Here is a 19,894-nt window from a genome sequence, read left to right on the forward strand (position 1 = left end):
GCGGGTTGACCCCGGGCAAGGCCGGGGCCGAGGGTGGCCACGCAGGGCATAAAACGCTCCACAGCCCAGCGTGGCCACCCTCGGCCCCGGCCGTCCCACCGCAACAAACCCCACAAAGCCCAACAAACGCAAAGATCCCGCGCCCCCAAGGGAGCACGGGATCGATGAAACCCAGGATCAGGGGTTGTCGGTAGCCTCAGCCGTCAGAAGACCAGCGTTGATCTCGCGCATGGCGATCGAGAGCGGCTTCTCCTGCGGCGTGGTCTCGACGAGCGGGCCGACGTACTCCAGAAGACCCTCGCCGAGCTGGCTGTAGTAGGCGTTGACCTGACGGGCGCGCTTAGCCGCGAAGATCACCAGCGAGTACTTCGACGAGGTCTTGTCGAGCAGCTCGTCGATGGGCGGGTTGGTGATGCCTTCGGGGTTCGCGATGGTTCCCACAGTTCCGCTGTCCTTACGTTGTTTTGCGAGGCACGTTCTTTTCAGGCTCTGTCAGCAAGCCGTTAATGCTCGGGGGCTTGCGCGGGCGTCAGAAATGACGAACCGAGCAATCCTACCAGCTCATCAGCGGCCCGCTCGACGAAGTCGTTGACGACCGTGCGGTCGAACTCCTTCTCGGCGGCCAGTTCCTCGTCGGCGTGAGCGAGCCGGCGACGGATCGTCTCCTCGTCGTCGGTGCCCCGGCCGACCAGGCGGCGGTGCAGTTCCTCGACGCTGGGTGGGGCGAGGAAGACCAGTTGCGCGTCGGGCATCGCGGCCCGCACCTGGCGGGCGCCCTGCAGATCGATCTTCAGCAGGACCGGGCTGCCCGTGCTGAGCCAGCCTTCGACCTGCGCCCGGGGGGTGCCGTAGAGGTTGCCGGCGAATTCCGCCCATTCGAGCAGCTGACCGCCGTCGATCAGCCGCTGGAAGTCCTGACGGCTCACGAAGTGGTAGTGCTCGCCGTTCGTCTCGTAGTCGCGCATCTTCCGGGTCGTCGCCGACACGGAGAGCTTGATCCAAGGCGAGCGCGCCCGGATCAGCTCGATCACACTGTCCTTCCCGACCCCTGAGGGGCCGGAGAGAACCGTGAGGCGGGCTGCCGGGCGCGCGTCGTCATCCATGCTCACAGGCTCATTCAACACGAGCCCGTGAGTCAGTTCGCAGCGAACTCCCCCAGGAGGGCCTTGCGCTGCTGGTCGCCGAGACCGCGCAGCCGGCGGCTGTCAGCGATCTTGAGCTTCTCCATGATCTGGGTCGCGCGAATCTTGCCGATGCCCGGCAGCGCCTGGAGCACGGCCGAGACCTTCAGCTTGCCGACGACCTCGTCCTCCTCCGCGCGGTCAAGCACAGCGGCGAGGGTGGTCTTGCCGGACTTGAGCTGTTCCTTCAGCTCAGCCCGGGCCTTGCGTACTTCCGCGGCCTTCTCCAGCGCTGCAGCGCGCTGCTCGGGGCTCAGTGACGGGAGCGGCACCAGTTCTCCTCAGGTCCCTATCGCGGCGGTAGTCAATACCGGCGCTTCTGTGAAACGTGGTGTGCCAGGGAACCAAAGGGGCATGTGGTTCCCGGCGCCGGGAAAACTAGCGGTCAACGGCGCTTTCGGCAACGTGGGGGTACCCCGCCGACCGCTGCGCGACGCCCTGCTAAGCAGGGCCGTTTCACCCGAGAGCGGCCCGGCATTCGTCGCCGACGCGGTCCGCTGCGGCCCTCAGCGCGGCCACATCGGGTCCCGCCGAGAGAACTTCCCGTGAGTACGACGGCAGCACGTTGCGCAGGCTTTCCCCGAAGACGGACCGCAGGTCGGAGGCGGTCGCACCCTGCGCGCCGAGGCCCGGGGCGAGCAGCGGACCGTTCACTGCGGACAGATCGTGGCCGGTATCGCCGATCGTCGCTCCGATTACGAGCCCCAGGCTGCCGAGAGGCTCGAAACCCTTGTTGAGCTGGGAAATTTCATCGATCACGGTTTGTGCCACGGTCTTTTTGTCCGTTGCGACAGCATGCTGGACGGAGCGTCCCTCCGGATTGGAGGTGAGCGCGAGAACGAAGACGCCGCCGCCGTGGCGAGCCGCGGCGTCGAATGCCGGCTGCAACGAGCCCACGCCGAGATAGGGACTCACAGTAATCGCGTCGGCACGCAGAGAACTCGCCGGGTCGAGGTAAGCGTCGGCGTACGCGGCCATCGTCGAGCCGATGTCGCCGCGCTTCACGTCGAGCAGGACCAGCGCTCCGGCCTCGCGAGACTGTCGGATAGTTGACTCTAGAATTTCGATGCCACGTGACCCAAATCTCTCGAAAAAGGCCGACTGAGGCTTGAGCACGGCCACCCGATCGGCCAGGGCCTCGACCACCGTACGGGCGAAACGTTCCAGGCCGGCGATGTCGTCGGGGAGGCCCCACCTGGTCAGCAGGGCGGTGTGCGGATCGATGCCGACGCACAGCCGGCCCCGCTTCTCCATGGCTTCCGTGAGGCGCTTGCCGAAGGTCTCCACAGGGACTCCCTCTTCCGTGTCAGCAGTCAAGTGATCAGTCAGGTTGCGGGCACCCGGCGGGCGGCCGGGGCGGTCAGGTGGCCGGTCAGGTCCGCAGCCACCGGGACGACAGCCGCGGCTGGCCGGGGGGACGACCGCGGGCCGGGTCGTGGGGGGCGGCCGTCCGGGCGGACGGCCGCGGCGGTCGGGTGGCGCTTCAGGTCGCGGCGGCCGCGGCGGCGATGCCGGCGGTGATCCGGGCGACGTCGTCGGGGTCGGTGACGTACGGCGGCATGGCGTAGATCAGGTCGCGGAACGGCCGTAGCCACACCCCGACCTCGACGGCCGCCGCGGTCGCCTTGGCGATGTCCACGTCGTGGTCCAGTTGCACGACCCCGATCGCGCCCTTGACCCGCACGTCGGCGATCCCGGCGGCGCCCCGCAGAGGCTCGAGCCCGGTGCGGAGACCGATTTCGATCAGCCGTACCTGATCACGCCAGGCTCCCGAGCTCAGCAGGCGCAGCGAGGTCAGGGCGACCGCGCAGGCCAGCGGGTTGCCCATGAAGGTCGGGCCGTGGGCCAGACCGCCACCCTGCCCGGCCGAGATCGCCGCCGCGAGGTGCGGCGTGCACAGGGTCGCAGCCAGAGTGAGATAGCCGCCCGTGAGCGCCTTGCCCACACACAGGATGTCGGGACTCACCCCGGCGTGCCCGGCCGCGAAGAACTCCCCGGTGCGCCCGAACCCGGTCGCGATCTCGTCGAAGATCAGGAAGACGCCGTGCGCCGCTGTGACGTCGCGCAGCACGCGCAGATACTCCGGATGGTGGAACCGCATGCCCCCGGCGCCCTGCACGACCGGCTCGACGATCACCGCGGCGATCTCGTCCGCGTGCTGCTCGACCATCGCGACCAGCTCGGCCGCGTACGCCTCGTCGAACTCGACCGGTGGCGGACCGGCGAAGATCTGCGCCGGCAGCACCCCGCTCCAGAGCGCGTGCATGCCGCCGACCGGGTCGCACACGCTCATCGGGTGGAACGTGTCGCCGTGGTAGCCGCCGCGCCACGTCGCGAGCTTTCGCCGGCCGGGGTGGCCGAGCGCGAGCTGGGCCTGCAACGCCATCTTGATCGCGACCTCGACGCTGATCGAGCCGGAGTCGCACAGGAAGACGTGCTCGAGGCCGTCCGGGGCCAGCTCGACCAGCGTGGTGGCCAGCTCGATCGCGGGCTCGTGGGTGAGCCCGCCGAACATCACGTGGCTCATCCGCCCGGCCTGCTCGGCCAGCGCCGCGTCGAGGGCGGGGTGCCGGTAGCCGTGGATCGCCGCCCACCACGACGACATGCCGTCGATCAGCTCCCGGCCGTCGGCCAGCTTGAGCCGCACCCCGGAGGCGCTTTCCACCAGGTAAGGCTCGGTGCGCCCGGGCATCGGGCCGTACGGATGCCAGACGTGCTGCCGGTCGCGGGCGATCAGGTCGGCCGCCCGCGAGCCGTTCACCGGATCCCCGTCGTCCGCCCGGTGGCCGCGCCGGACGACGCCGCCGCCCGCGCGGCCGCGCGCACCAGCGCCGGACCGCGATAGATGAAGCCGCTGTAGAGCTGGACCAGCGAGGCGCCGGCGTCGAGCAGCCGGGCCGCGTCGTCGCCGTCCATCACCCCGCCGACCCCGATGATCGGCAGCCGCCCGCCGGTCTCGGTGTGCACGAAGTGGACGACCTTGCGGGCCTTCTCGGTGAGCGGCCGCCCGGACAGCCCGCCGGACTCGCCGGCCCGCGACCGGTCGGCCGCGACGATGCCGTCGCGGGCCAGAGTCGTGTTCGTGGCGATCACCCCGGCCGCGCCGTGGCTGAGGCAGACCTCGAGCAGTTCGGCGACGGCCGGCTCGCTCAGGTCGGGGGCGATCTTGACCAGGACGGGCTTGGGGCCGACCAGCGCGGTCAGCAGATCGGCGATCGCGTCCTTGTCCTGCAGCGTGCGCAGCCCGGGCGTGTTCGGCGAGGAGACGTTGACCGCGATGTAGTCCGCGTACGGGTGGAGCAGCCGGTGCGAGGTGAGGTAGTCGTCGACCGCCTCCTCCAGCGGGGTGACCTTGGACTTGCCGAGCGAGATGCCCAGCGGCACGCCGATCGGGCCGAGCTGGTCGAGCCGGGCCGCCAGCGCCGCCGCGCCGGCGTTGTTGAAGCCCATCCGGTTGATGATCGCCTCGCTGCCGCGCAGGCGGAACAGGCGGGGCTTGTCGTTGCCGGGCTGCGCGTGCGCGGTGACCGTGCCGACCTCGACGAACCCGAAGCCCAGCGCGGGCCACGCGGGCAGCGCGACACCGTTCTTGTCCATGCCGGCGGCCAGGCCGACCGCGTTGGGGAAGCGCACGCCGAACGCCTCGACCGGGGCGTCGACCCCGTACCGCGAGCGCAGGGCCGCCCGGGCCGGGCCGGGCAGCCGGGCCAGGCGAGCCAGCGTGAACTCGTGGGCCGCCTCGGCGTCGCCGCCGCCCAGCCGGAACAGCACCGGCCGGACGGCGGACTCGAACAAGGTCACTTCGTGCCCCGCAGGGCGGCGTGCAGCTCCTGGAGCGGCCGGACGGTCATGTCGCCGCGCATCAGCGCCTCGATGCCCATGACCGCGGCGGCCGCGCCCGGCACCGTGGTGATGCTCGGGATGTCCGCGGTGACCGCCGCGCTGCGGATCTCGTACCCGTCGGAGCGAGCGCTCGCCCCCGAGCCCTGCGGCGTGTTGATGATCATCGCGATCTCGCCGGCCAGGATGAGCTCGACCGCGTTCTTGCCCGAGCTCTCGAAGTGCTTGGGCACGATCTCGCAGACGATGCCGTAGCGGCGCAGCACCTCGCCGGTGCCGGCCGTCGTGACGATCGTGAAGCCCAGGTCGGCGAGCCGCTTGATCGGGAAGACCATCGCCCGCTTGTCCCGGTTGGCCACCGAGACGAAGACCTTGCCGGCGGTCGGGAGCGACCCGTAGGCGGCGGCCTGCGACTTGGCGAACGCCTGGCCGAAGCCGGCGTCGATGCCCATCACCTCGCCGGTCGATTTCATCTCGGGGCCGAGCAGGCTGTCGACGCCCTTGCCGGCCGGGGTGCGGAACCGCTTGAACGGCAGCACCGCCTCCTTGATGGCGATGGGCGCGTTCTCGGGGGTCGTGCCGCCGTCGCTGTCGGCCAGCAGCATCCCCTCGGCCCGCAGCTCGGCGACGGTGGCGCCGAGCATGATGCGGGCGGCCGCCTTGGCCAGCGGGACCGCGGTCGCCTTGGAGACGAACGGGACGGTCCGCGACGCCCGCGGGTTGGCCTCGAGCACGTAGAGCGTGTCGTCCTTGAGCGCGTACTGGACGTTGAGCAGGCCGCGCACCCCGACCCCGCGGGCGATCGCCTCGGTGTAGCGGCGCACCTCGGCCAGGTGCGAGCCGGCCAGGGTGATCGGCGGCAGCGAGCAGGACGAGTCGCCGGAGTGGATGCCGGCCTCCTCGATGTGCTCCATCACGCCGCCGAGGTAGACCTCGCCGGTCGCGTCGCAGAGCGCGTCCACGTCGATCTCGATCGCGTCGTCGAGGAACCGGTCGACCAGCACCGGGTGGTCCGGCGAGATCTCGGTGGCCCGCTCGATGTAGCCCCGCAGCGTCGGCTCGTCGTACACGATCTCCATGCCGCGGCCGCCCAGCACGTAGGACGGGCGGACCAGCACGGGGTAGCCGATCGTGTCGGCGATCGCCTTGGCCTCGTCGAAGCTGGTGGCGGTGCCGTGGTCGGGCGAGCGCAGACCGGCCTTGGCCAGCACGGCGCCGAACAGGCCGCGGTGCTCGGCCAGGTCGATCGACTCGGGCGAGGTGCCGACGATCGGCACGCCGGCGTTCTTGAGCCGCTGGGCCAGGCCGAGCGGGGTCTGACCGCCGAGCTGCACGATCACCCCGACCACGCCGGGGCCGCCGGCCGCCTTGCCGCTCGAGTCCTCGGAGTGGAAGACCTCGAGGACGTCCTCGAAGGTGAGCGGCTCGAAGTAGAGCCGGTCGGCGGTGTCGTAGTCGGTCGAGACCGTCTCGGGGTTGCAGTTGACCATGACGGTCTCGTAGTCGACCCCGCGCAGCGCCATGACCGCGTGCACGCAGGAGTAGTCGAACTCGATGCCCTGGCCGATGCGGTTGGGACCCGAGCCCAGGATGAGCACCTTGGGCCTGTCCGACGGGGCGACCTCGGTCTCCTCGTCGTAGGTCGAGTAGTGGTACGGCGTGTCCGCTTCGAACTCGGCGGCGCAGGTGTCGACCGTCTTGTAGACCGGGCGGATGCCGAGCCGGTGGCGCAGCGTCCGCACGCCGTCCTCGCCCGCGAACTCGGGGCGCAACGCCGCGAGCTGCTTGTCGGAGAAGCCCGAGCGCTTGGCCCGGCGCAGCAGCTCCTCGTCGAGGACCCGGGCGTCGATGATCTCGGCCCGTAGGTCGACCAGCGCCTTGATCTCGTCCAGGAACCACGGGTCGATCCGGCCGCTGGCCTCGTGTACCTGCTCGACCGTCGCGCCGAGCCGCAGGGCCCGCTCGACGGTGTAGAGACGGCCGTCGTGCGGGACGCGCAGGGCGGACAGCGTCTCGTCGAGCGACCCGGTGGGATCGGGGCGGGTCCAGAAGCCGGTCGCGGCCGTCTCCATCGACCGCATCGCCTTGTTCAGCGCCTCGGCGAAGTTGCGGCCCAGGCTCATCGCCTCGCCGACCGATTTCATCGTGGTGGTCAGCTCGGGGTCGGCGCCCGGGAACTTCTCGAACGCGAACCGCGGGATCTTGACGACCACGTAGTCGAGCGCGGGCTCGAACGCGGCCGGCGTCTTGAGGGTGATGTCGTTGGGGATCTCGTCGAGCGTGTAGCCGATGGCCAGCTTCGCCGCGATCTTGGCGATCGGGAAGCCGGTCGCCTTCGACGCCAGCGCCGACGAGCGCGACACCCGCGGGTTCATCTCGATGACGACGAGCCGGCCGTCGTCCGGGTTGATCGCGAACTGGATGTTGCAGCCGCCGGTGTCGACGCCGACCTCGCGCAGCACGGCGATGCCGAGGTCGCGCAGCTTCTGGTACTCGCGGTCGGTCAGCGTCATCGCCGGGGCGACGGTCACCGAGTCGCCGGTGTGCACGCCCATCGGGTCGACGTTCTCGATCGAGCAGACGACCACGACGTTGTCGTTCTTGTCGCGCATCAGCTCGAGCTCGTACTCCTTCCAGCCGAGCACGCTCTCCTCGATGAGGACCTCGTGCACCGGGGAGGCGGCCAGGCCGGAGCCGGCGATCCGGTCGAGGTCGTCGTCGGTGTGGGCCATGCCCGAGCCGAGGCCGCCCATCGTGAACGACGGCCGGATGACGACCGGCAGGCCGAGCTCGCCGACCGTGGCCCGGACCTCGTCCATCGAGTGGCAGACCCGCGAGCGCGGGGTCTCGCCGCCGGCCTTGGCCACGATGTCCTTGAAGAGCTGCCGGTCCTCGCCGCGGCGGATCGCGTCGATGTTGGCGCCGATCAGCTCGACGCCGTACTTGTCGAGGACGCCGCTTTCGTGCAGGGCGACCGCGGTGTTGAGCGCGGTCTGGCCGCCCAGCGTGGGCAGGATCGCGTCGGGGCGCTCCTTGGCGATGACCAGCTCGACGAACTCCGGGGTGATCGGCTCGACGTAGGTGGCGTCGGCGAACTCGGGGTCCGTCATGATCGTGGCCGGGTTGGAGTTGACCAGCGAGACGCGGATGCCCTCGGCCCGCAGCACCCGGCACGCCTGGGTGCCGGAGTAGTCGAACTCGCAGGCCTGGCCGATGACGATCGGGCCGGACCCGATCACCATGACGTGCTGGAGGTCTTCACGTTTCGGCATGGGATCAGCCCTTCTTTTCCACAAGCTCGACGAACCTGTCGAACAGGTAGTCCGCGTCGTGCGGGCCGGCCGCCGCCTCGGGGTGGTATTGCACGGTGAACGCGGGGACCTCGATGCCCCGCAGGCCCTCGACCACGTCGTCGTTGAGGCAGACGTGCGAGACCTCGACCCCGCCGAAGTCGGTGTCGATCACGGTGTTGAGCGGCGCGTCGACCGCGAACCCGTGGTTGTGGCTGGTCACCTCGACCTTGCCGGTGGTCTTGTCGAGCACCGGCTGGTTGATGCCGCGGTGCCCGTACCCCAGCTTGTAGGTGCCGAAGCCGAGCGCGCGGCCGAGGATCTGGCTGCCGAAGCAGATGCCGAACAGCGGTTTCTCGCGCCGCATGACCTCGCGGGCCAGCGCGACCGGGCCGTCCGCGGTGGCCGGGTCGCCGGGGCCGGGCGAGAAGAAGACCGCGTCGGGGCTGACCGCCAGGAGCTCGTCGATCGAGGAGGTGGCCGGGAAGACGTGCGTGGTCACCCCGCGCTCGGCCAGACGCCGGGACACGTTGCGCTTGATGCCCAGGTCGAGCGCGGCCACCGTGTAGCGGTGCTCACCGATCGCCGGGACGGTGTATCTGTCCGGCGTGGTCACCTCGGCGGAGAGGTCGGCGCCGACCATGGGCGGCGCGGCCTTGACCCGCTCGAGGAGCGAGGCCGGGTCGAGATCGACCGACGAGACGCCGGCCCGCATCGCGCCCCGCGACCGCAGGTGCCGGGTCAGGGCGCGGGTGTCGACGCCGCTGATGCCGACGATGCCCTCGGCGGCCAGCCGCTCGCCCAGGTCGCCGGTCGAGCGCCAGTTGGATGGCCGCCGGGCCGGGTCGCGGACGACGTAGCCGGCCACCCAGATGCGCGAGGACTCGTCGTCCTCCTCGTTGACGCCCGTGTTGCCGATCTGCGGCGCGGTCTGCACGACGACCTGCCGGTGGTAGGACGGGTCGGTCAGCGTCTCCTGATAACCGGTCATGCCGGTGGTGAAGACGGCCTCGCCGAACGTCTCGCCCAGCGCGCCGTAGGCCTCGCCGGTGAACGTCCGCCCGTCCTCGAGAACGAGGATCGCCGAGCCGCCCGAGCGGCCTGGCCGTGCTGCGGAAGAAGAAGCGGTTGACATTACTTGACAGCCTTCCCGTCCAGGACCGTCGGCTTTCCCCGGAGGAAGGTCGCCACGATGCGACCTGGCAGGGTGGTGCCCGCGTACGGTGTGTTGCGACTGCGGCTCGCCAGCTCGGACGGGTCGACGACCCGCCGGGCGGACGGGTCCACCAGCGTGAGGTTGGCCGGGTCACCCACCGCGAGGTCGGTGCCGTGGCCGGTCAGGCCCGCGATGCGCGCGGGCGTCCGGGACATGCGCTCGGCGATCAGATCCCACCGCTCGCCCAGGACCGAGAGCACGACCGGCAGGGCGGTCTCGAGACCGACCATGCCCGGGCGGGCGTAGGCCCACTCGCACTCCTTGTCCTCCACGGCGTGCGGCGCGTGGTCGGTGGCGACGATGTCGATGACGCCCTCGACGAGCGCCTCGCGCAGGGCCCGCACGTCCGCCGCCGTCCGCAACGGGGGGTTGACCTTGAAGACCGGGTCGTAGGAGGCGGCCAGCTCGTCGGTGAGCAGCAGGTGGTGCGGGGTGACCTCGGCGGTCACGCGCACGCCGCGCGCCTTGGCCTGGCGCAGCACCTCGACCGAGCCGGCCGTCGAGACGTGGCAGATGTGCAGGCGGCTGCCGACGTGCTCGGCCAGCAGCACGTCGCGGGCGATGATCGCCTCCTCGGCCACCGCGGGCCAGCCGGTGAGCCCGAGCCGGGTGCTGACCTCGCCCTCGTGCATCTGGGCGCCCTCGGTGAGCCGGGGCTCCTCGGCGTGCTGGGCGATGATGCCGTCGAACGCCTTGACGTATTCCAGGGCGCGGCGCATCAGGCGCGGGTCGGCGACGCAGTGGCCGTCGTCGGAGAAGATGCGGACGCCGGCCGCGGAGGTGGCCATGGCGCCCAGCTCGGCGAGCTGCTTGCCGGCCAGCCCGACGGTGACCGCGCCGATCGGCTGCACGTCGACCAGGCCGGCCTCGCGGCCCAGCCGCCACACCTGCTCGACGACGCCCGCGGTGTCGGCCACCGGTGACGTGTTGGCCATCGCGAAGACCGCCGTGTAGCCGCCGAGCGCCGCGGCGCGCGAGCCGGTCTCGACCGTCTCGGCGTCCTCGCGGCCGGGCTCGCGCAGGTGGGTGTGCAGGTCGACCAGGCCGGGCAGCGCGACCAGGCCCGTGGCGTCGATGACCTCGGCCCCCTCGGCCGGGCCGGCGGCGATCGACCCGTCGCGGATGAGCAGGTCGGCCGGCTCCGCACCGACGACGGAGACACCACGAAGCAGGTAAGACGTCACGCTTTGCCCCCAAGCAGCAAGTAGAGAACCGCCATCCGGGCACTGACCCCGTTGGCGACCTGTTCGACGATCGTGGAGCGGGACGAGTCGGCCACCTCGGGCGCGATCTCCATCCCGCGGTTCATCGGGCCGGGGTGCATGACGATCGCGTGCCCCGGCAGCTTGCGCATGCGCGCCAGGTCGAGACCGTAGCGGCGGCTGTATTCCCGGGCGGACGGGAAATACGAGTCCTGCATGCGCTCGGTCTGCACTCGAAGCATCATCACGACGTCCATGTCGGGCAGGACGCTATCGAGGTCGTACGACACTTTTGTGGCCGGCGAGAGGGCCGCGGCGATGTCGATCGGGATGAGCGTCGGCGGGCCGACCAGCGTGACCTGCGCGCCGAGGGTCGTCAGGAGCAGAACGTTGGACCGGGCGACCCGGCTGTGCAGGACGTCCCCGACGATCGCGACCTTCAGGCCCTCGAGACGGCCCAGCCGCGACCGCATCGTGTACGCGTCGAGCAGCGCCTGCGTCGGGTGCTCGTGGGTGCCGTCGCCCGCGTTGACGACCGACCCGTCGACCCAGGCGGCCAGCCGGTGCGGTGCGCCCGAGGCGGGGTGCCGGATGACGACCGCGTCGGCTCCCATGGCCTGCAGCGTCAGGGCCGTGTCCTTGAGGCTTTCGCCCTTGGAGACGCTGGAGCCCTTGGCCGAGAAGTTGATGACGTCGGCCGAGAGCCGCTTGGCCGCCGCCTCGAACGAGATGCGTGTCCGGGTCGAGTCCTCGTAGAAGAGATTGACCACCGTCCGGCCGCGCAGCGTCGGCAGCTTCTTGACCTCGCGGCCGGCCAGCGCGGCCATCTCGCCGGCGGTGTCGAGGATCAGGGTGGCGGTGGCCGCGTCCAGATCGGCGGCCGAGCGCAGATGCTTGATCACAGGTCATCACCTCCGGTCAGTTTGACCTCGTCCAGGCCGTCGGTCTCGGTCAGCGAGACGCGCACGCTCTCGGACAGCGCGGTCGGGATGTTCTTGCCCACGTAGTCGGCGCGGATCGGCAGTTGCCGGTGCCCCCGGTCGACCAGCACCGCGAGCTGCACCGAGCTGGGCCGGCCCTCGTCGTTCAGGGCGTCGAGCGCGGCCCGCACGGTGCGTCCGCTGTAGAGCACGTCGTCGACCAGCACGACCCGGCGGCCGTCGATGCCGCCGCCCGGCAGCTCGGTCTTGCCGAGCGCGCGGGTGGCGTGCAGCCGCAGGTCGTCGCGGTAGAGCGTGATGTCGAGGGAGCCGACCGGGACGTCGATGCCCTCGAAGGCGTGGATGCGATCGGCCAGCCGGCGGGCCAGCGGCACTCCGCGGGTGGGGATGCCGAGGAGAACGGTGCCGGTGGCGCCCGAGGTCTTCTCGAGAATCTGATGAGCGATGCGGTCGACGACCCGGTGCAGGTCGGACGCACTAAGAATGATCTTGCTAGGCACGTCAGCGCGCGGCGATGCCACGGCGGACCTCCTTCCCCGCCTCACGGGACGGGTCGTTAAAGGACGTCTGGCGGGACAACCCCGTCCGGGGCGGTCCCAATGGCTGACGCTACGTTACCAGTGCTCCCGGCGATGACCATGGTGACGTGCCCTACGGGGGGACACGCCGGACGGTCGTATTTCGGAAGTGGATATTTCAGACAGGACGGCAGCGCGTCGGCCCGGAGAGGCGCGACTCATCGGTAGGCGACACTTGACCGGGGGTCGCGCACTGCGTACCGTCACGCTGCGTAGCGATCGCGGAGGGGAACCCTCCGGGCCAGCACAGTGGGAGTGTTCCGAATGCCGTCTGAGTACGCCAAGTCGCTGGGCGCGCGTCTGCGCTCCATCCGGCAGCAGCAGGGCCTGTCCTTGCAGGGTGTGGAAGAGAAGTCGAACGGCCGCTGGAAGGCCGTCGTGGTGGGCTCGTACGAGCGCGGCGACCGCGCCGTCACCGTCTCCCGCCTCGCCGAGCTGGCGGACTTCTACCGGGTGCCCGTCTCGGAGCTGCTGCCCGACGGCAGCGGCGTCCGGCTCGAGGCCACCAACAAGATCGTGCTGGATCTCGAGAAGCTCTACGACACCACCGGCGAGGATCTCGCCTACGTGGCTCGTTACGCCCGGGCCATCCAGCAGCAGCGCGGCGACTACAACGGCCGCGTCCTGTCCATCCGCGCCGACGACCTGCGGGCGCTGGCCATCGTCTACGACATCTCGCCCTCCGGCCTCATCGAGCGCCTGACCGAGCAGGGTGTCCTGGTCGCCGACCCGCGGGCCTTCTTCGCCAGCTGATCTCCGCGGCGGCGAACTGCCGCCGCCCGAGAAAGCGCTCCCACGGGCCCCGCGCTCGCGCGAGGCCGTCGGCGCAGCCACAACGCCGGTCCCCCGCCGGCCACATCCCCCGCCCCGACCGGGCCGAACCCACCCCGGCCCGCGTCCCGAACCCGGAAAGCCCGCGCCTGTCGCGGGCTTTTTCGTGTCCCCGCCGGGGCCGGTGAGCGGACTTTTCGGGCTGGGCCGGCCGAGCTCGGGGGTCGTCAGCCTCGAAGGCCGGCCACGCGACGGTCGACATCACCGACCGTGGCCGGATGCATGGCGAAGATCACCTGGGCCGCCGGTTTTCGCACATTGAGTGATCGTGGCGATATCACTCGGTGACGCGAAAGGCTCCGGTCGCACGTGGCGATCGGAGCCTCGGGTCGCGGGTCCGGCTATCGGGTGGCGAACTCGGCGATGCGGCCGAGGATGCCGTTCAGGAAGCGCGGGCTGTCGTCTGTGGACATCTGCTTGGCCAGCTCGACCGCCTCGGTGATCGCGACCGGGTCGTCGATCTCGGAGACGTAGAGCAACTCGTAGACGGCGATGCGAGCCAGGTTGCGGTCGACCACGGGCATGCGGTCGATCGTCCACCCCTCGGCGTAGCTGGCGATCAGCTCGTCGATGCGGTCGAGGTGCTCGGCAACCCCCTCGACCAGGCTGATCGCGTAGGCGAGGTGGTCGGGATGCGGCTTCGCGATGCGCTCGAGGTAGGTCGCCAGCACCTGCCGGGGCGGCAGGTCGCGCAGGTCGGCCTCGTAGAGCACGTCGAGGGCCCGCTTGCGCGCCTTGCGGCGCGCGGGCATCTGCGTCTTGGGACCTTCGGCCATCTCAGGAACGACCGAGGTAACGGCCGTCGCGGGTGTCGACCTTGATCTTTTCGCCCGTGGTGATGAACAGCGGCACGTTGACCGTGGCGCCGGTCTCGACCGTGGCCGGCTTGGTGCCGCCGGTCGAGCGGTCGCCCTGCAGGCCCGGCTCGGTGTAGGTGACCTCGAGGAAGACGCTGGTCGGCAGCTCGATGTAGAGCGGCACTTCCTCGTGGGTGGCCACCGTGGCCTCGGCCTCGGGGAGCAGGTAGTTGGCGTTCTCGCCGACGGTGCCGGCCGGGACGGTGATCTGGTCGAAGGTGTCCAGATCCATGAAGACGAAGTCTTCGCCGTCCTGGTAGAGGTACTGCATGGTGCGCTTGTCGACCGTCGCCGTCTCGACCTTGGTGCCGGCGTTGAAGGTCTTGTCGACGACCTTGCCGCTCAGCACATTCTTGAGCGTGGTGCGCACGAACGCCCCACCCTTACCGGGCTTGACGTGCTGGAACTCCACGACGGACCACAGGTCGCCGTCGAGGTTGAGCACCAGGCCGTTCTTCAGGTCGTTCGTGGAAGCCATTGTTTCTGAAGCCCTGTCTGCGTTGACCGCGGAAGTCTTGATCGCGAGAAGCTCGATCGTGGAAATCTATGGGTGACCGGCCGAGTTTACCGACGTCGGGGCTGTCCCGGCGAATCGGGCCAGGTGCTCCAACGCCAGGCGGTAACCGTCGACCCCCAATCCCGCGACGACTCCGGTGGCGACGGCCGAGATGACCGAATGGTGCCGGAACTCCTCACGGGTGTGGATGTTGCTGATGTGCACCTCGACGAGCCGTCCGCGCAGCATGGCCGCCGCGTCCCGGATCGCGATGTTGTAGTGGCTCCACGCCGCCGGGTTGAGCACCACGTCGGCGCCCTCGTCGGCCGCCTCGTGCAGCCACCTGATCATCTCGGACTCGGCGTCGGTCTGGCGCACCTCGACCGCGAGCCCGAGGCGTTCGGCCGTCTCGAGGCAGAGCCGCTCGAGGTCGGCGTGCGTCGTCGAGCCGTAGACCGACGGCTCACGGGTGCCCAGCCGGCCCAGGTTGGGCCCGTTCAGCACGTAGATCATCGCGCCACCTCGGCGTACGCCCGCTCGAGCAGCGACTCGTCGGGACCGGTCAGGATGCCGGGCTCGGCCAGGCCGTCCAGCACGACGAACCGCAGCGTGGCGGCGCGGGCCTTCTTGTCGACGCGCATCGCGCTCAGCAACTCGGGCCAGGCCTCGGACGAGTACGACGTGGGCAGCCCGAGCGACTCGAGGATCGAACGATGACGACCGGCGGTGGCCCCGTCGAGCCGCCCGGAGAGACGGGACAGCGCGGCCGCGAAGATCAGGCCGACCGACACGGCGTGGCCGTGCCGCCAGGTGTATTTCTCGCGCTTCTCGATCGCGTGACCCAGCGTGTGGCCGTAGTTGAGGATCTCGCGCAGGCCCGACTCCTTGAGGTCGACGCTCACCACCTCGGCCTTGACCCGGATCGCCCGCTCGACCAGCTCGCGCAGCACCGGGCCGTCGGGGTCGGCGGCCGCCTCGGGATCGCTCTCGATCAGCTCGAGGATGCCCGGATCGGCGATGAACCCGCACTTGACCACCTCGGCCAGCCCGGCCACCAGGTCGTCGGCGGGCAGGGTCCGGAGCGCGTCGAGGTCGCAGAGCACCGCGGCCGGTGGGTGGAACGCGCCGACGAGGTTCTTGCCGGCGGCGATGTTGACGCCCGTCTTGCCACCGACGGCCGCGTCCACCATGCCCAGCAGCGAGGTCGAGCACGGCACCCAGCGCACCCCGCGCAGCCAACCGGCCGCGACGAAGCCGGCCAAGTCGGTGACCGCGCCGCCGCCGACCCCCACCACCACATCCGTCCGGGTGAAGGCGTGCGCGCCCAGCTCGTCCCAGCACTTCGCGGCGACCTCGACGGTCTTGCCCCGCTCGGCGTCGGGCACTTCGATCAGCACAGCGGGCACGCCGGCGGCCGCGGCCACCCGGGCGGCCTGCTCCCGCAGCGGCGCGGCGAAGAGCACCGCCACCTGGGACGCGCCCTCGATCGAAGCGGGCAGCCGGCCGACCAGGTCACGGCCGACGAGCACGTCGTACGGACGGTCACCGCCCACGGGGATTGTTGTCACCACGGCGGACACCTTAGCGGCACCGCCCGGCCGGCAGGCACCCCACGAACGCCGTTCCACCCCTCGGGCCGGGCAAAATGGGGTTATATCTTTATGCCCCCAACGGGGTTACAACTGGGTCATGCCCAAAATCAACGTCTACCTTCCCGACGATCTGGCCGAGGCCGTCCGCGCGACCGGCGTCCCCGTCTCGGCGATCTGCCAGCGCGCCCTCGACCAGGCGGTCCGCCGCATCACCACGATCCGGCAGGCCGTCCTGACCGACGTCGACGCGGCCGCCCTGGCCGAGCAGTTCCCCAGCCTCACCGGCCGCCTGGTCACCGTGCTGACCCTGGCCGCGGAACGGGCCCAGGCGGCCGGCGCGGCCACCGTCTCCACCGGCGACCTGCTGCACGGCCTGCTGGCCGAGGGCGGCAACCTGGCGTTGCAGCTGCTCACCGCCATGGACGTCAGCCCCGGCTCGATCACGGCGCCGTCGGTGCCGGAGCCGGGTGAGCAGGCCGACGGGCTGCGGTTCAGCCCCAAGGCCGCCGCCGCCCTCGAACTGGCCGCGGGCGAGGCGCTGGGTCTCGGCAACAACTACGTCGGCTGCGAGCATCTGCTGATCGCCCTGGCCGCCGAGCCCGACGGCGCCGCCGGTGACCTGTTGCGCTCGCGGGGGCTCGACCCCCGGGCCACCCGCCGGGCGGTGGCGGCCGCCCTGACCGGCTACGCCCACCTGCGCGTCAACACCGGGCCGGTCCCGGCCACGGCTGATCTGCTCGCCGCCGTACGGAAGGAACTGGCCCCGCTGGTCGAGCGGATCGAACGACTCGAGAGCCGGGTCAGCTGACCGGCTGACGACCCGCGTTCGCCGGCAGCTCGGTGGACAGCACGATCTTGCCCCTGGTGTGCCGGGCGGCCAGCTCGGTGTAGGCGTCCCGCACGGCGTCCAGCGGATAGACCGCGGCGACCGGCATGACGATCCGGCCCCACGCCAGCTCGCCGGCGAGGAAAGCGAGGATCTCGGCGTCGCTGGCCGTGGAGCTGGCCTCGGTCTTGGCCCCGGCTCGCTGGGCGGCCGCGTAGTCGATGATCGTGTTGATCCGGGCCGGGTCGACCCGGAGGTCGACAGCCAGGTCCACGTATCCCCCGCCGTACGTGTCCAGGAAGGCGTCGATGCCGGACGGGGCCACCTCGCGCAACCGGTCGGCCAGGCCGTCGCCATAGCTGACCGGGGTGGCCCCGACGCTGCGCAACCAGGCCGCGTTGGCCTCGCTCGCGATGCCGATGACCTGGGCGCCGGTGTTACGGGCGAGCTGCACCGCGAGCGACCCCACCCCGCCGGCGGCCCCGCTCACGACGACCGTCTCACCCTCCTTGGGCTGCACGGCGCGCACCGACGCGTACGCGGTCACGCCGGCGACGAACAGGCCACCGGCCCGGATCCAGTCGAGCGCCAGCGGCTTGCGGGTCAGATGGTCGGCCGGGACCACGACGTGCTCGGCGTGCGACGACCGCCAGTCCGACCAGCCGAGCACCTCTTCGCCGATGGCGAACCCGGTGACCGACCGGCCGACCTCGACCACCCGGCCGGCGAAGTCGCTGCCCTGCCCCGAGGGAAAGGTGGCGGGAAAGCGCTCGTCCAGCAGTCCGCGGCGGATCGAACTCTCCCCCGGGTTGATGCCGGCCGCCACCACCTCGACGAGGACCTGGTCGGCGGCGGGCGAGGGGCGTTCCACGTCTTCGACGCGCAAGACGTCCACGTCGCCGTACTGATCGAATCGAACAGCTCGTGTCATGCGTTCAGTCTCGTCCCGCCGCGACGCGGTGAACGCGTCTCGTCGGTCACACCCGCGGCTCGGTGGTCAGTCGCGGAGCAGCGCGGCCACCTCGGCGGCGATGTCGGCCGGGGCGCGGCCGTCGGTCGCCACCGTGTGGGTGGCCACCGACGCGTACAGGGGCCGCCGTTGATCCAGCAGGTATTTCAGGGTGGCGCGCGGGTTGATCGACAGCAGCGGGCGGCCGGCGCCCAGGCCGACGCGCTTCACGGCGTCGCTCAGCTCGACCGACAGGTAGACGACGGTCTGCTTGGCCAGCAGCTCACGGGTGCCGTCGTGCAGGATGGCGCCGCCGCCCAGGGCCAGCACGCCGTCGAACTCCTCGAGCGCCACCGCGATCGTCTCGCGCTCGAGCGCCCGGAAGGCGTCCTCGCCGTCGTCGATGAAGATCTCGGGGATCGGCTTGCCGGCCCGCGCCTCGATGACGGCGTCGGCGTCGGCGAAGGGCACGCCCAGCAGGCCGGCGACCGCGGCGCCGATCGTCGACTTGCCCGCGCCGGGAGCGCCGACGAACACGGCCCGGGGCGCCATCAGCGGATGACCAGGGCGTCGAGGTAGCCGGCCAGGTTGCGCCGGATCTCGGCCACCGAGTCGCCGCCGAACTTCTCCACCGCCGCCTCGGCCAGCACCAGCGCGACCATGGCCTCGGCGACGATGGCCCCGGCCGGGACGGCGACGACGTCGGAGCGCTGGTTGATGGCCGTGGTCGCCTCGCCCGTCGTCACGTCGATGGTCTGCAGGGCCCGGTTGAGCGACGAGATCGGCTTGAGCGCGGCGCGCACCCGCAGCGGCTCGCCGTTCGTGATGCCGCCCTCGAGGCCGCCCGCGCGGTCGGTCACGCGCTTGACGCCGTCGGCGGTCGGGATGATCTCGTCGTGGGCGACCGAGCCGCGCGAGCGGGCCTGGGTGAAGCCGTCGCCGATCTCGACCCCCTTGACCGACTGGATCGACATCAGCGCGGCGGCCAGCCGCGCGTCCAGCTTGCGGTCCCACTGCACATGCGATCCCAGGCCCGGGGGTACGCCGTAGGCCAGCACCTCGACGATGCCGCCCAGCGTGTCGGCGTCGCTCTTGGCCGCGTCGACCTCGGCCACCATGCGCGCGCTGGCCTCGGGGTCGAGGCAGCGCAGCGGGTCGGCGTCGATGCGCTCGGCGTCCTCGGGCGTGGGGATCAGCCCGCTCTTGGCAGCGACCGACCCGAGCTCGATGACGTGCGACACGATCTCGATGCCGAGCGCCTGCTTGATCATGTTTTTGGCGACCACGCCGACGGCGACCCGCGCGGCCGTCTCGCGGGCGCTGGCCCGCTCGAGGATCGGGCGGGCGTCGGTGTGCCCATATTTCTGCATGCCGGCCAGGTCGGCGTGGCCGGGGCGGGGCCGGGTCAGCGGCGCGTTGCGGGCCAGGGCGGCGAGCTCCTCGGGAGCCACCGGGTCGGCCGACATGACGGTCTCCCACTTGGGCCACTCGGAGTTGGCCACCCGGATGGCGACGGGGCTGCCCAGCGTGAGCCCGTGCCGGATGCCGCCGACGATCTCGACGACGTCCTGCTCGAACTTCATCCGGGCGCCGCGGCCGTAGCCGAGCCGGCGGCGCGCGAGATCGCGCCCGATCTCCGCGCTCGTCACCTCGACGCCGGCGGGAACACCCTCCAGCAGCGCGACGAGCGCCGGTCCGTGCGATTCACCTGCGGTCAGCCAGCGCAACACGGGTCACAGTCTGGCACGCCGTGGATGCGGGGCGCCGCTGCCCTGCCGTCGTCCCGCCTTCCGGAATCGCGGGCTTGTCGTACCGGGGCGTTACCGTGCGCCGCACGTCGATCACCGCGGTCGCACGCCTACCGGATCAGGAGCCGGCCATGTCGCTCAACCTTCGGGCCGCCGCCCGCGCGATCATCCTCGACCAGGACGACCACGTCCTGCTGTGCCGATTCGTTTCCCGTTATCCTTCAGTGCGCTTTAGCAAGCACATGATCGATAGTCCTGCCTTGCGGTGGGACGGTCCCGGTCTGACCCGCTGATGCGGTGCCGGGTTCACGCTTCACGGCCACCTGCCCGCGGACGCGGGTCTTCTG

General features: G+C 71.0%; 21 protein-coding genes. 3 read left to right on the forward strand and 18 right to left on the reverse strand.

The window, feature by feature from the left end:
• Positions 1-177: 177 nt before the first annotated feature.
• The 11 genes from rpoZ to pyrR all read right to left on the reverse strand — a co-directional run bounded on the left by rpoZ (position 178) and on the right by pyrR (position 12,191).
• Positions 178-441 carry a DNA-directed RNA polymerase subunit omega gene (gene rpoZ / locus HJC40_RS44485; RefSeq protein ID WP_015623990.1) on the reverse strand — a complete coding sequence of 88 codons (264 nt, stop codon included), beginning with the start codon at positions 439-441 and terminating at the stop codon, positions 178-180.
• Positions 442-503: 62 nt separating this feature from the next.
• Positions 504-1,103 carry a guanylate kinase gene (gene gmk / locus HJC40_RS44490; RefSeq protein ID WP_250009906.1) on the reverse strand — a complete coding sequence of 200 codons (600 nt, stop codon included), beginning with the start codon at positions 1,101-1,103 and terminating at the stop codon, positions 504-506.
• A 32-nt stretch (positions 1,104-1,135) separates the two neighbouring features.
• Positions 1,136-1,453, reverse strand: a complete 318-nt coding sequence (mihF, locus tag HJC40_RS44495) for an integration host factor, actinobacterial type (RefSeq protein ID WP_020517554.1) — start codon at positions 1,451-1,453, stop codon at positions 1,136-1,138.
• A 184-nt stretch (positions 1,454-1,637) separates the two neighbouring features.
• Entirely contained in the window at positions 1,638-2,468 is an 831-nt protein-coding gene (gene pyrF / locus HJC40_RS44500) for an orotidine-5'-phosphate decarboxylase (protein WP_250009907.1), read from the reverse strand.
• Positions 2,469-2,664: 196 nt separating this feature from the next.
• Entirely contained in the window at positions 2,665-3,942 is a 1,278-nt protein-coding gene (locus HJC40_RS44510) for an adenosylmethionine--8-amino-7-oxononanoate transaminase (RefSeq protein WP_308201016.1), read from the reverse strand.
• Complete coding sequence (locus HJC40_RS44515; protein ID WP_250009908.1) at positions 3,939-4,982, reverse strand: quinone-dependent dihydroorotate dehydrogenase; 1,044 nt, start codon at positions 4,980-4,982, stop codon at positions 3,939-3,941. The genes HJC40_RS44510 and HJC40_RS44515 overlap by 4 nt, the downstream gene beginning before the upstream one ends.
• Positions 4,979-8,293, reverse strand: coding sequence for a carbamoyl-phosphate synthase large subunit (gene carB / locus HJC40_RS44520; RefSeq protein ID WP_250009910.1), 3,315 nt, complete (start codon positions 8,291-8,293; stop codon positions 4,979-4,981). The genes HJC40_RS44515 and carB overlap by 4 nt, the downstream gene beginning before the upstream one ends.
• A 4-nt stretch (positions 8,294-8,297) precedes the next feature.
• A complete protein-coding gene (carA, locus tag HJC40_RS44525) occupies positions 8,298-9,446 on the reverse strand; it encodes a glutamine-hydrolyzing carbamoyl-phosphate synthase small subunit (protein ID WP_250009912.1) in 1,149 nt (382 codons plus the stop codon).
• On the reverse strand, positions 9,446-10,711 hold the full coding sequence (locus tag HJC40_RS44530; RefSeq protein WP_250009913.1) for a dihydroorotase: 1,266 nt from the start codon (positions 10,709-10,711) through the stop codon (positions 9,446-9,448). Before HJC40_RS44530 ends, carA begins: the two co-directional genes overlap by 1 nt.
• Positions 10,708-11,631 (reverse strand): aspartate carbamoyltransferase catalytic subunit, encoded by a 924-nt coding sequence (locus HJC40_RS44535; RefSeq protein WP_250009914.1) that lies wholly within the window; start codon positions 11,629-11,631, stop codon positions 10,708-10,710. Before HJC40_RS44535 ends, HJC40_RS44530 begins: the two co-directional genes overlap by 4 nt.
• The gene (pyrR, locus tag HJC40_RS44540; protein WP_250009915.1) at positions 11,628-12,191 is read right to left on the reverse strand and encodes a bifunctional pyr operon transcriptional regulator/uracil phosphoribosyltransferase PyrR; all 564 of its coding nucleotides are present in this window, start codon (positions 12,189-12,191) and stop codon (positions 11,628-11,630) included. The genes HJC40_RS44535 and pyrR overlap by 4 nt, the downstream gene beginning before the upstream one ends.
• 321 nt (positions 12,192-12,512) lie before the next feature.
• On the opposite strand from pyrR, the gene HJC40_RS44545 reads away from it, so the two are divergent.
• Positions 12,513-13,001: a transcriptional regulator gene (locus HJC40_RS44545; protein ID WP_020517563.1), complete on the forward strand. Its 489-nt coding sequence runs from the start codon at positions 12,513-12,515 to the stop codon at positions 12,999-13,001.
• 419 nt (positions 13,002-13,420) lie between these two features.
• On the opposite strand, the gene nusB is transcribed toward HJC40_RS44545, so the two are convergent.
• The 4 genes from nusB to aroB form a co-directional block, all read right to left on the reverse strand.
• Positions 13,421-13,831 (reverse strand): transcription antitermination factor NusB, encoded by a 411-nt coding sequence (gene nusB / locus HJC40_RS44550; protein WP_250009928.1) that lies wholly within the window; start codon positions 13,829-13,831, stop codon positions 13,421-13,423.
• A 25-nt stretch (positions 13,832-13,856) separates the two neighbouring features.
• Positions 13,857-14,414 (reverse strand): elongation factor P, encoded by a 558-nt coding sequence (gene efp / locus HJC40_RS44555; RefSeq protein ID WP_250009916.1) that lies wholly within the window; start codon positions 14,412-14,414, stop codon positions 13,857-13,859.
• Positions 14,415-14,480: 66 nt separating this feature from the next.
• Positions 14,481-14,945, reverse strand: a complete 465-nt coding sequence (aroQ, locus tag HJC40_RS44560; RefSeq protein ID WP_250009917.1) for a type II 3-dehydroquinate dehydratase — start codon at positions 14,943-14,945, stop codon at positions 14,481-14,483.
• Positions 14,942-16,003 carry a 3-dehydroquinate synthase gene (gene aroB, locus HJC40_RS44565; RefSeq protein WP_374273683.1) on the reverse strand — a complete coding sequence of 354 codons (1,062 nt, stop codon included), beginning with the start codon at positions 16,001-16,003 and terminating at the stop codon, positions 14,942-14,944. Before aroB ends, aroQ begins: the two co-directional genes overlap by 4 nt.
• A 118-nt stretch (positions 16,004-16,121) precedes the next feature.
• On the opposite strand from aroB, the gene HJC40_RS44570 reads away from it, so the two are divergent.
• Entirely contained in the window at positions 16,122-16,832 is a 711-nt protein-coding gene (locus HJC40_RS44570) for a Clp protease N-terminal domain-containing protein (protein ID WP_250009920.1), read from the forward strand.
• Here HJC40_RS44570 and HJC40_RS44575 read toward each other — a convergent pair.
• From HJC40_RS44575 to aroC, 3 genes are all read right to left on the reverse strand, one after another.
• A complete protein-coding gene (locus tag HJC40_RS44575) occupies positions 16,825-17,781 on the reverse strand; it encodes an NADP-dependent oxidoreductase (RefSeq protein WP_250009922.1) in 957 nt (318 codons plus the stop codon). The two genes, HJC40_RS44570 and HJC40_RS44575, sit on opposite strands and share 8 nt — an antisense overlap.
• Before the next feature lie 66 nt (positions 17,782-17,847).
• Positions 17,848-18,351 carry a shikimate kinase gene (locus tag HJC40_RS44580; RefSeq protein WP_250009923.1) on the reverse strand — a complete coding sequence of 168 codons (504 nt, stop codon included), beginning with the start codon at positions 18,349-18,351 and terminating at the stop codon, positions 17,848-17,850.
• A complete protein-coding gene (gene aroC / locus HJC40_RS44585; protein ID WP_250009924.1) occupies positions 18,351-19,529 on the reverse strand; it encodes a chorismate synthase in 1,179 nt (392 codons plus the stop codon). Before aroC ends, HJC40_RS44580 begins: the two co-directional genes overlap by 1 nt.
• A gap of 149 nt (positions 19,530-19,678) precedes the next feature.
• Between aroC and HJC40_RS44590 the strand changes: the two genes are divergently transcribed.
• Complete coding sequence (locus tag HJC40_RS44590; protein WP_250009926.1) at positions 19,679-19,840, forward strand: hypothetical protein; 162 nt, start codon at positions 19,679-19,681, stop codon at positions 19,838-19,840.
• Positions 19,841-19,894: the final 54 nt, after the last annotated feature.

The organism is Actinoplanes sp. M2I2 (assembly GCF_023544445.1).
Classification (GTDB): domain Bacteria; phylum Actinomycetota; class Actinomycetes; order Mycobacteriales; family Micromonosporaceae; genus Actinoplanes.